The sequence below is a fragment of the Burkholderia singularis genome (genome assembly GCF_900176645.1).
GTDB classification, from domain to species: Bacteria; Pseudomonadota; Gammaproteobacteria; order Burkholderiales; family Burkholderiaceae; genus Burkholderia; species Burkholderia singularis.
Window position 1 is genome coordinate 1 of record NZ_FXAN01000122.1, and the last position, 11,852, is coordinate 11,852.

The 11,852-nt window shown below is 56.1% G+C and carries 9 protein-coding genes; 4 read left to right on the forward strand and 5 right to left on the reverse strand.

The window, feature by feature from the left end:
* Window positions 1-588 precede the first annotated feature (588 nt).
* A complete protein-coding gene (locus BSIN_RS25915; protein WP_159936057.1) occupies window positions 589-759 on the reverse strand; it encodes a hypothetical protein in 171 nt (56 codons plus the stop codon).
* Window positions 760-1,047: 288 nt separating this feature from the next.
* On the opposite strand from BSIN_RS25915, the gene BSIN_RS23760 reads away from it, so the two are divergent.
* Complete coding sequence (locus BSIN_RS23760; RefSeq protein ID WP_089342239.1) at window positions 1,048-1,959, forward strand: LysR family transcriptional regulator; 912 nt, start codon at window positions 1,048-1,050, stop codon at window positions 1,957-1,959.
* Window positions 1,960-2,019: 60 nt separating this feature from the next.
* On the opposite strand, the gene BSIN_RS23765 is transcribed toward BSIN_RS23760, so the two are convergent.
* From BSIN_RS23765 to BSIN_RS23775, 3 genes are read right to left on the reverse strand one after another with little or no spacing between them, the layout of a single operon-like run.
* On the reverse strand, window positions 2,020-3,363 hold the full coding sequence (locus tag BSIN_RS23765; RefSeq protein ID WP_089342240.1) for a DUF3100 domain-containing protein: 1,344 nt from the start codon (window positions 3,361-3,363) through the stop codon (window positions 2,020-2,022).
* Between the two features lie 52 nt (window positions 3,364-3,415).
* On the reverse strand, window positions 3,416-4,927 hold the full coding sequence (locus tag BSIN_RS23770; RefSeq protein ID WP_089342244.1) for an aldehyde dehydrogenase family protein: 1,512 nt from the start codon (window positions 4,925-4,927) through the stop codon (window positions 3,416-3,418).
* 20 nt (window positions 4,928-4,947) lie between these two features.
* On the reverse strand, window positions 4,948-5,817 hold the full coding sequence (locus BSIN_RS23775; protein WP_089342241.1) for an NAD(P)-dependent oxidoreductase: 870 nt from the start codon (window positions 5,815-5,817) through the stop codon (window positions 4,948-4,950).
* A gap of 484 nt (window positions 5,818-6,301) precedes the next feature.
* Here BSIN_RS23775 and epsC point away from each other — a divergent pair, with 484 nt between their 5' ends.
* Window positions 6,302-7,081, forward strand: coding sequence for a serine O-acetyltransferase EpsC (gene epsC / locus BSIN_RS23780; protein ID WP_218192446.1), 780 nt, complete (start codon window positions 6,302-6,304; stop codon window positions 7,079-7,081).
* A 10-nt stretch (window positions 7,082-7,091) separates the two neighbouring features.
* Window positions 7,092-7,979, forward strand: coding sequence for a VOC family protein (locus BSIN_RS23785; RefSeq protein WP_159936059.1), 888 nt, complete (start codon window positions 7,092-7,094; stop codon window positions 7,977-7,979).
* Window positions 7,980-8,078: 99 nt separating this feature from the next.
* On the opposite strand, the gene BSIN_RS23790 is transcribed toward BSIN_RS23785, so the two are convergent.
* The gene (locus BSIN_RS23790; protein ID WP_089342243.1) at window positions 8,079-9,224 is read right to left on the reverse strand and encodes a branched-chain amino acid ABC transporter substrate-binding protein; all 1,146 of its coding nucleotides are present in this window, start codon (window positions 9,222-9,224) and stop codon (window positions 8,079-8,081) included.
* Window positions 9,225-10,425: 1,201 nt separating this feature from the next.
* Between BSIN_RS23790 and istA the strand changes: the two genes are divergently transcribed.
* On the forward strand, window positions 10,426-11,852 hold a 1,427-nt coding region (gene istA / locus BSIN_RS23795), incomplete at its 3' end, for an IS21 family transposase (RefSeq protein WP_089342245.1).

Consider the following 11,852-nt stretch of genomic DNA (forward strand, 5'->3'; position numbering starts at 1 on the left):
TGTCGGGTTCATGGTGCGCCGCCGCAGAATGAAATGTGGAAAGTCGTGCCGTTGTGACAGACATGGCTTGCATGCTGATCGACGTGAAATGGTCGGCCCACCTCAGATCGAATTATGCTCAACGCGTGTCGCCAGTTATCGTGTACGATGATGACCGTAGAGGTTCAAGCGAGCACTCGTGCATCCGCATTTCTAATAAATTGCACGAAAAAACGGCGCACCCGTTGCGGGCGCGCCCTGGGCATGGAAAACTGACACCTTCCCAAAAAGCGGTGTCCCCCTTGGGCCGCAAGGGATGTGGCGAGAGAGGCAGAACCCGCCACTGACTGCAGACGCCGCGATACCGATACCGCGTCATCGGTTATATGAGACCGCCCACTTCGGTGGGCAGCTCATTGGCCAATGCCTCGGGAATAAAAAGAGCCGCGCATCATCTTAGTGGGAACAAGAAATGCGCAGCCAAGCCATCTGCACCCGAGGGCCAGACCAATATGTGCAGATGGGTAACAAGCGAGGTGGCATCAATCGCTCTCGATGATGCCCGCCTCCCAATTGGGTTATATAGTCCAAGCAGACACACGTTCTACCTCAATAACTCGCCTTCTCCACGGCCATACCTTTCGGACGCCATCGCCCCGCGTAGGATTTAAAAATCCTAGGAATCGAGAGATTCACGTCTCCCACCTGGAATTCAGCATTATTCATGGCCACCGAGTCTTCGCTGATAGCCAGCGCGACGCCAGCGTATTTCTTGTCCATACCGAATATATTAATCCTCCACACTGATTTCTCAGCAAAGAGTTTTACCAAAAGCTCTGCATCTCAACATTAATACGATCGACATCCACGAGAATCCCCCTATCTCTGTTAATGCATGCATTGATTAATGAAGTAGACATTCTAGACTCGGTAGTGATAATTTATCCAACCATTGTGTGATCAAATCGATGTCGAGTATATAGAAGCCTTAGCTTCATTGAACGACAACATGCGCGACACCCCGTGCGGAAATCTGCAACCCACAACGATAAAATCAAGGATCGAATCATGGAACTCAACAAATTACGTCAAGTTCAATGTTTCGAAGCAGTGATGGTCGAGCGCTCGCTTCGAAAAGCTGCTGAGCGTCTTGAGATGTCCGTCTCAGAAATTAGCCGTCAGATTCGTAAGCTGGAAAATGAAATGAAGTTGCAGCTATTCGACCGCGAACGGTCTGGCGTCATGCCCACCCGGGAAGCTGAACTCCTTTTGGATTTCTATCGTGGGTGCGGTTCGCAATATGAAGCATTCAGAGGCCAGATTGATGCGCTCAGGTCCTTGAAAACAGGTGTTGTCTCGATCTCCGTGGGAGAAAGTATGATGGATCTCTTCACAAGGGAAGTTTTATGGGATTTTTGCCGAGATTATCCCGCCATTCACGTTTCATTAAATCAACGTGCAACTCGAGAAATTGTCGACGATGTCGCTAACGACAAGGCTCATATCGGCATCGCATATAATTCGCCTCCCACCGACGGAATCTCGGTCTATTGTAGCGTTCGGGATGAACTGATTGCGGCCGTTCATCCCGATCATCCGCTTGCAAAGCAAGTCGGCCCTGTTCCTTTCGGGCGCGCAATCGCATACCCATTTGCGACGATGCCGTCCTACTTTGGCATCGGCGGGCTAATAGAAAGCGTGGCCCATGCCGAATCGGTCAAGTTCAAGCCGGCCGTCGTCGCCAATACGCTTGATTTGCTTCGGCGATTCGCGCTACAAGGTCTAGGTGTCGCCTTTGTTTCAACCTTTACAATTAAGCGAGAAATCGAGGCAGGAACATTGGTCGGGGTGCGCATTAACCACTCCGCACTTGACAAACAATCGATGTCGGTCATTGTGAAAACACGAAGAACGCTCTCTGCCGCCGCAAGCGAGCTATTGGAAAGAATTGAATCCCGTATGAGCGCATTTCAACAATGAGCCTTCCGTCGTTTTCCGCATCCTTTAGCAAAAGAATTCGCGAGATCCATGGATGACAAATTAGACGTGAAATATTTGTGCCACGAGCGTCGCCCCAAGAAACGTGCCGGCATTCGCGACGAGTGAAACGAGCACAATGCGCCATCCGAGACGGCGAAAGGCCGGAATATCCTTGGCAATCGACAATCCGGCAAACGCCAACATGGGAGTGACGACCCCCATGAAATCGTTCCTCGCACTCAGCTCGGCAAAATACGCTCCGAACGGACACCATGGTGAAGTGACGAACATCGCGATAAACGAAACCCAACAAACCGCGGGAAGTTTGCGACGAGTAGCCGTACAAAGTACGTCGCCAGCAACAACCGTCGCGACCATGAGCGCCATGCCCGGCAAACCTTCGCTCGGCGCCATGCCATGCACAATCCAATCACACACCAAAGCGAATCCGGCGGTTATGCTCCATGCCAGCATCTTGCCGCTGTAACTCAGTGTCGGGGCTTCGGTTTTCACGTCACCGAGTTTAGGACGCGTGTCAGCCGTTGTGTCTAATGTGCTTGAAGCACGTGTTGTTCGACCAATCACCGGTTCAAAAACACGATACCCCCATACAGCCATCGGCAACGATATAAATAACGTGAAGTAAGTACCGACCGTTGTCGTAATCAGGTTGCTCGCCGCCGCGAACATCAAAACCACCTTCGCGATTTCCGGCGATTGTTGAGCGGCGATCGCGCCCGACGCCGCGGCCATCATGCTGCCGGAACCGACACCTGAGCCCATCGCCAGCGCGACGGGATCGAAGATGTTCAGACTCGCGATGAAGCCCGCAAAGACCGCGATAAAAACTGCCCCAAAGACCGTCCCGGTCAGATACTCGGCGAGCACCCCACGTCCCTCGGCCGAATCCATACCGTATTTCTCGCCGATGATCGCCAGGCTAGGCTCTCGCCCGATAGAGAATGTCGCGCCGATGGCCTCGCGCTTGATGCCCAGCACCAACGCCAGCGGAAGGCCGAGCAGGATGGTCCCTACGAAATGACCGAACTCCTGAAACACGAGCGCCCAACCCGCAGATGCAAGCTTCGGAAGAGCGCTTCCGATCATCAGGCCAAGCTTAGCGACGAAGAGAAGAAGAGCAGCCTGTAGAACAGCGGCGGCATAGAATTGCGTCGGCACGTCGAGGCTCAAACGCCTATTCGACCGCTGACTCAGTAAGCCGATCGCCGCCCCCATCAATAGCGCCCAGATCATCGGCAAGAGAACCACTCTGCCAGGACCGACCTTGAACGCGAGCGGGCCGATGGCTTCGGCAAGCACCACAATCGCCGCCGCATAGACAAACACCTTTATCGCGATTTGCCCGGCAACGCCTTGTTCGCGAGTATCAAATACCGTTCCCATGCCCCCTCCACCCGCTGGATTTCCGCCATTCCGGACAGGAATCGATCCGGCATTACAGATAGCCGAACGTGATTGACGGCTCCTCGGCCGTTTCCACCCACACGCTCTTGGTTTGCGTGTATTCGTACAGCGCCTCGACGCCGCTGGACCGGCCATAGCCGCTCATACCGTAACCGCCAAACGGAGACGCAACGTTGATCGTCTTGTACCCGTTCACCCAGAACGTACCGGCATTGACTTGCGCCGCCACTCGATGAGCGCGGCCGACATCGGTCGTCCATACTGCGCCAGCAAGGCCGAACTCAGTATCGTTGGCGATCGCAATCGCTTCGTCCTCCGTATCGAATGGAATGGCAGCTACAACCGGACCGAAGATTTCCATGCGCGACACGTCCATTTCGTTGGTGGCATTGGCAAGAACCGTTGGCATGACGAAATAGCCGCCGTCCGACACATCGGTCGATCCCGACGCAAGCGTCGCTCCGGCCTCGACACCCCGCGCGATCATCGACATCACGTGGTCGTATTGCTTGCGGCTGCCGAGCGGCCCAACGTCGGTGCGGTCGTCAAGCGGGTCGCCGACCTTGATCTTCTTCGCACCGGTCGCAACCATCGCGACAAACTCGTCATAAATCGAACGCTGAACCAGCAGCCTCGAACCGGCTACACAGCTTTGGCCCGCGCCCGCAAAAATCGCCGCCTGCGCCGTCAACGCCGCACGTCTTAGATCGGCATCGCCGAAAACGATGTTGGCGGATTTACCGCCCAATTCGAGTACACATGGCAACACGCGCTTTGCAGCCGCCGAGGCAATCCGCGCGCCCGTGGCCGGTGAACCGACGAAGACTACCTTTTTGACGACCCTATGTGCGATGGCCGCCTGCGCGATGGTATGACCGTAGCCGGCAAGCACATTGATCAAGCCCTCGGGTGCGCCGGCACGCTCGGCAATGAGGGCGACAACCAGCGATGTAAACGGTGTCAGCTCCGATGGCTTGAGCAGAACCGCGTTACCCATCGCAATGGCCGGCGCGACTTGCCAACCGCAAGTAAACACGGGAGCGTTCCCTGGCGTAATCTGAAGCACCGTACCGACCGGCTCCCGGCGGGTGTAGTTCAGATGCGAAGTCGGAACAGGGATGACATCGCCATAGAATTTATCGGCCCAACCACCGTAATACTCGAACATCTCCGCCACCTTCGCCACCTCGCCGCGGCAGTCGCGAATGGGCTTGCCGCAGCCAAGCGACTCGAGGCGTGCGATTTGCTCCGCCTCCTTGCGCAATTCGCGAGCGATTTCGAACATCACCCGGCCGCGCGCTGCATGAGTCAGCGCCCACCACTGCTTCTGCGCACGCTTGCCAGCCTGTGCCGCCATATCGACGACGGCCGCACCACCGTCCTTGTATGCGAGGCTCGGCTTGCCGGTCGAAGTGTCATACAGTTGAATCAACTCCCCCGCGCCTTCAACGAACTGACCGCCGACATATGAACCGAGGGTCTTAGCGTTCGGGAAAAAATGAGCGAATGCCGCCAATAGGTTTTGTGCCGCTTGGTTTTCCATTGCCATGCCTCTGAGTGTGATTATTTCTTTTCGGTAAATTCCACGATCCGGTTGAAATCTTCCTGATCGCCGATGGACTCGACACTGGCATTCCAGAGTCGGCCAGCTTCGACAGCGATCGGCGCGCTGATATTGAAGTCGCGCAATAGGTCCATCGCGAGACGTACATCCTTGCGCATCAATTTCATGGTGAACCCGGAATCGAATTTGCCGTTGAAGATCCACGTCGGATAATTCGTCAGTGTCGCGCTGTTGCGGCCCGAACCGCCGTTCAGTGCCTCGACGAGTTTTTCTGGATTCACCCCTGCGGCCTCGGCCGCGCGGACTGCTTCGCTCGCCGCAAGCAGATGCACGCCGGTCAACAAATTGTTGATGATTTTCGTCACGTGCCCTGCACCAACGGGGCCGACATGCACGCGCTTGGCGCTCATGGCCGCAAGAATCGGTTCGACCGCAGCGACATCGGCATCCGAGCCGCCGAGCACCATAGTCATCGTCGCGGTCGCTGCGCCCTTCGGGCCACCGCTGACAGGACCATCGACCAGTCGGACTCCAACCTCGGCAAGAGCTGCCGCCACCTTCCGCGTGCTGTTCGGCTCGGCCGTCGTGGTATCGATTACGATCAAGCCAGGCCGCGCATTCGCAGCCACGCCGCCCTCGCCCAAGACCACTTGTTCGACGATATCGGAAGTCGGCAGCGACAGAATAAGAACGTCCGAGTTGCGTGTAATGTCAGCGATCGACGCACATGCCGACACGCTGTCCACCTGTAAGGCGTGAGCGACCTCCGGTACGACATCGAATCCCAGAACGTCGTACCCTCCACGCTTTAACGACAAGGCCATACCTCGCCCCATGTTGCCGAGACCAATCACGCCAACCGTTTCCATATTCCGTGCTCCGTATATGATTTCGTCGCCCGCTTCCGCGGAAGTTTGACTCCGTTGTGACTATTTGAAATCCCGGACAGGATTTCGGATTCCAATAATCAATATAAATGCTAAAAATACCCCAATAATTCGAATGGTAACCGATTGACGAAAATCTGATGGAAAGCAGAATTGTGTATTTTTTTCCGAGACTGTGCGCTATAGAACCATTTCCGTCACGGCCCACTGACTGAATGTCGCACCTCCCACAGCCAGCAGGCAGATCGAGGGGAAGCTCGGCACCGTTCTGATTGAGCGTCAAGCCAGCCGAAGCGGGCCAGCTCGGGATCGAGTATTTCCTTGAGCAGTTGCCCTACAAGGACGAGCTGCCATTCCGATTACCGGAAAACCACCACTGTCATGAATTTTTTTTGAGAAAATACCTACCCATGGCATTTTGCGATCCCCCTTAACCAACCCACATTTGCGGTAAAGGAGAGAGATTTTGGTCATATCCAATTACAACGTCGTCTGGCGGACCATTCTGCTTGAGGCCGAACGGGAAGCTACCGCTTGGCCAACAATGCGCCCCTATTACCAGAAAACCGTCCTTCGCCACGAGTCACTGGACCAAGCCTTGGCCGCACGGCTCGCCTCCGAACTCACGATCATGGACAGTTCGTTGCCGGATTTTTCGACCGAATTCGAACGAACGATTACGTCGGCCGGAATCGGCGAAAGTGCCGCTGCGGACATCCACAAAATTGCGAGCGCGAACCCGGCATGCCCGAATGCGCTATCTGCGTTCCTGTCCTTCCGCGGCATCCTCGCGATTCAACTTCATCGCGTGGCACACGCGTATTGGATGGGTGGTGAACGCACGTTCGCCGTGCTGCTTCAGAACTGGGGAGCCAAGATCTATAACGTGGACGTCCACCCTGCCGCGCGAATCGGCAAGGGACTGTTCGTGGATCATGCAATGGGAATCGTCATCGGCGAAACCGCGGTCGTCGAAGATGACGTCAGCATCTGGCACGGCGTCACGCTGGGCAGCACTTTCAGCGAAGCGGGCGATCGGCATCCGAAGGTCCGACGCGGCGCGACGCTTGCGGCCCATGCCCTTGTCCTCGGCAACATCGAGATCGGAGAAAACGCAGTGATCGCCGCCGGAAGCGTCGTGCGGCAATCGATTCCCGCGAATATGGTCGCCGCCGGCATTCCGGCCAAGGTCATCAAACCGGTTGCCGCAAACTATGCCGCGATCACTGCGCCTTCAGACAAGTAGAGGTACGCGAATGATCCCCCCGAACCAGCATCGTCTTGGCATTGATCATCCTGTCGTCTCGGTGAGAAACCACCCGAAAGCCGTCGACCAGTACAAACGCCTCGGCTTCTCCCCAAGCCCGATTTCCTACCATCCGTGGGGTTCGGTTCTCAGCCTCATGATGTTCGAGAACAACTTCATCGAAGTGATCGGGATCGATGATCCGTCGAAATTCGGCACGGGTGAAGTCGATGGGTTTTGCTACGGCCGCACGCTCGGAGAATTTCTCGACCGCTCGGAAGGCCTCGGCCTGCTCGCGTTGCATAGCCAAGATATCGACGCCGATTTCGCAGCCGTCAAGGCGACCGGCCTGCCGGCTCAACAGCGCGTCGAGTTTCGCCGTCAGATCACGACGCCGGACGGAAAACCGGACGAAGCAGTCGTATCCCTCGGCATGATCATGGACAAGGAACTTGGCGATGCGTCCAATTTCCTCTGCCAACAACACCGTCCGGAGTTCATCTGGCGTAAGGATTGGCAGAACCACGAGAACGGCGCGGTCGCAGTCGATGAAGTCGTCTATGTCACGCCGGATCTCGGTTTGCTGGAAGAAAGATGGTCCAAGCTCTTCGGCATGGACCGTGTGTCACGCGTCAACGGCGGTATTGAAGCCGATACGGGGTGCGGACACGTCGTTGCGCTCACATCGGCTCAGGCCGAAGCACGCTTCGCGGCAGTCGGTCTTCCGATCAGCTACACCGATAAACCACACGGCATTGCGCTGCAAATCCGTGTCCGCGACATCGCACAAACCGAGAAGGTGCTGGCTGAGAACGCAGCCAAATATGGAAGGACCTCAAAAGGTATCGCGGTAACCCCTGACTGTGCAGGCAATACGATCATCGAGTTTGTGCAGTAACACCTCTTGCCAGGTCCGACGAATACGCAACATGCCAGACCTGGCAATATCGGCCGGGACACCCGGCTGCGGACGCCGCAGCCTTTATCGGATCATCCTTTAATGTTGAACACCAAGGTTTTCGCGCCTGCCGTCTTTGAACGTGTAGAGCGTCAGCGTCGCGTTTTGTAAATCTCCCTTCGAATCGAAGCGGGTTTCACCGATGACGCCTTTATATGCCGTCTTCTTCAGATTGGGGAGGTACTTCGCGGGATCGGAGGAGCCCGCGCGCTTCATTGCATCGACCAGAATCATGATGGCGTCGTATCCGTATGGCGCATAGATCACCACATCCTGACCGTATTTCTGCTTGAAGCGCTTCTTGAACGCCTCCATCCCTGGCTCAAACTCGGAAGTAATGCCACCGGGTTCGGCACAGATCACCTGTCTGGAATAGAGAGCGGCGCCTGCCAGCTTTGGCAGATCACCCGTGCAGATACCGTCGCCACCCATGTATTTCGACGTCATCCCGAGTTGCCGCATCTGTTTGATCATCGCGCCGCCTTGAGCGTCCATCCCACCGTAGAATACCAAATCGGGATTCTCGCTTTTCACTGCAGTCAGAACACCCCGGAAATCCGTCGCCTTGTCGGTAGTGTATTGCCGAGAAACAAGTTTCGCGCCCGCGGCCGTAGCGGATTTCAAAAACTCGTCGGCGATTCCCTGTCCATACGCCGTCCGATCGTCGATGACTGCCACGGATTTAGCATTCCATTTCTGGACTGCATACTTGCCCAGCACCGCCCCGACTTGCCTATCGTTCGCGACCAGGCGGAACGTTGTATCAAAACCCTGCAGGGTGTATTTCGGATTAGTGGAGGATTGCGAGATCTGTGGGATATGCGCATCGAAGTAGATCTTCGAAGCCGGGATCGTCGCCCCAGAATTAAAATGACCGACAACCCCTTTGATCTTCGCGTCGACAAGACGCTGTGCAACTTGTGTCGCCAGTCTCGGATCTCCCGCATCATCTTCCACTTGAAGCTCGATTCTTACCTTCTTGCCGCCGATCACCGGTGGATTTGCATTCAGGTCATCCACGGCCATCCGCACACCACGCTCGATATCCTTGCCTATGTTCGCATTCTCGCCTGTCAACGAGCTAGCGAACCCGAGCTTCACTGTATCTTCTTGCGCGTTCGTGACACTGGATGCGCATGCCAAAAGTGTACCGCTGATCAAAGCAACCGAACTCGATAATTTCATTGCCTTTTTCCAATCGTAGCGTGTAGTGAAAGGGTTATATAGCCGAGAATCCATGTCAAAGATGGTTCCCGATTGAACACAGCCAACCAGAATTGCTTTACTTTCTGGGTAAAGAGGATAGCGGTAGAAATCGAATGTGGTTTCTGATACAGAACGTCATATTTCTGCACCAAATTAAATTTACCAACCAATAGCTTCGCTATGCCAAGATTTCTCTGTTGTTAAGGATACCCGCTGTCGGCCATCCAGAGCCACGTCGAAGGTCATGTTTATTGACGTCTTCCTGGAAAGAGGGGCTATTGTAACCTCCATCATAGTAAATACCGAATTCCCCCGGAACTGGCCGTAACCAGTTCGCCATCCTCTGCAGATCGCCTTGCCAGATCATCCATTTGAATCTGCACTACACGTCAAGTACATAAATCCGAACACCCCTTTCCACCTTTCAATTCAGACCAATCATATAAAATGTTAAACTATGAATAATCCTGTTTACCATTACGACGCAAATACGGAGTTCGCTCTAAATTTGATGCATGGTTAGGTCTGGTCGCCATGTGACATTAACGCTTGCACTAGTTACGAGTAAACCGGTAGTCCACAAACACTTACCCAACTCGCATCTGCCAATGCCGTTCCCTATTTGCTCAACCACATTGGCGTGAGGGTAAGCGACCGTTCTCGCAACGGATCGCATCCTGTATCAACCGAATGTATCGCGTTCTATCTGTGCTGTTGGAAATGCCCAGGCAGCGCCTCAACGATCTGTCCGCCATGGTCACGGTTGAACTCTCGCCCCTCTCTTCGCGTATCGGGACCATGGGAAAGATCCAACTCGTCTCGCGTTGCCGGTTGAAGAGCAACGTGCGGGGAGTCTAGATCAATCCGATTCAATGCCCTTACCTGTTGCCCGGACATATCAACCAGGGTGGCGTACTCCGGAGAGAACAGGACAAGATGAGCAAGCCGGGAACTTGAGGTGCCGGATCAAGGCCTGCGTTTCCGTAGATATTTCCACATTCTCCTCATCAAATCTCACGAACAGCATCGAGGAATGTACGGAGAGCCTGGAGGGAATGAGTTGTCCTGTTGATGTCCGCACAGAACTGACCCACTAGAGCTGAAAATTTTCATCGAATTTTGACCCACGTGATTGAATGCCCTGCTCAATCTTTGAGCAGGGGATACAAAGGTGATCACGGTGGGCATATTGGCCAAGATCAGGCGGATGTATTTCCGCGAGAAGGTCCCGCTGCGCGAGATTGCGCGGCGTACGGGCCTGTCCCGAAACACGGTGCGTCGCTGGTTGCGGCAGACTGATGCTGTCGAGCCGAAGTATCCGAAGCGCGTCAGCCCGAGCGTCATCGACGACTGGGCCGCACAGCTGACAGGTTGGCTGCGTGCCGACAGTCATCGCCCGAAGCGTGACCGGCGCACCGCCCGGTTCATGTTCGAGGCGATCCGCGCCGAGGGTTACGCCGGCAGCTACGGCCGCGTAAGCGCGTTCGTGAGGCGTTGGCACGAGGAGCAGGCTGAGGCGCCTCGCAAGAAGGCCTTCGTGCCGCTCGCCTTCGAACCCGGCGAAGCCTTCCAGTTTGACTGGAGCTGCGAATACGCGTTTGTTGGCGGGCTGCGGCGACGCCTGGAGGTCGCCCACGTCAAACTTAACTCCAGCCGCGCGTTCTGGCTCGTCGCCTATCCCACACAGAGTCACGAGATGCTGTTCGATGCGCACGCCCGCGCATTCGCCGCGTTCGGCGGCGTGCCGCGGCGCGGCATCTACGACAACATGAAGACCGCGGTGGACAAGGTTGGCCGCGGCAAGGAGCGTGCGGTCAACGCGCGCTTCGAAGCGATGTGCAGTCACTACCTGTTCGAGCCGGAATTCTGCAACCGGGCCGCAGGCTGGGAGAAAGGCATCGTCGAGAAGAACGTTCAGGACCGGCGACGTCAGATCTGGCACGAAGCAGCGCTACGGCGCTGGGAAACGCTGGAGATCCTGAACGAATGGGTCGCTGGTCAGTGTCGTGAGGCGTGGCACATGCGGCACCCGCAGTGGCCTGAACTGACAGTCGAGGATGTGCTGCAGGACGAGCGTACCCGGCTGATGCCCAATCCACGGCCGTTCGACGGCTACATCGAGCAGACCCTGCGAGTCTCGTCGACCAGCCTGATTCACTTCCAACGCAACCGATACAGCGTGCCCACCGAGTACACGAACCAGTTGGTGAGCGTGCGCTGCTATCCGGCATATCTCAGCGTCGTCGCCAACGCCCAGGAGATCGCACGCCACGAACGCAGCGTCGAGCGGCACATGACCTTCTACGATTGGCGCCACTACGTCACGCTGGTCGAGCGCAAACCCGGCGCACTGCGCAACGGCGCACCGTTCATCACGATGCCGCAGCCGCTGCAACTGCTGCAGCGGCATCTGCTGAAACACCCGGGCGGCGATCGCGTCATGACGCAGGTGCTCGCTGCGGTGCGCGAACACGGGCTCGATGCGGTGCTGCTCGCCGTACAGGCTGCGCTGGATTCAGGACGCCCCAGCGCAGAGCACGTCCTGAACGTGCTGAGCCGGCTGAAGGCGCCCGTCACGAATGGCAGGCTCGCCACGACGAAACTCCA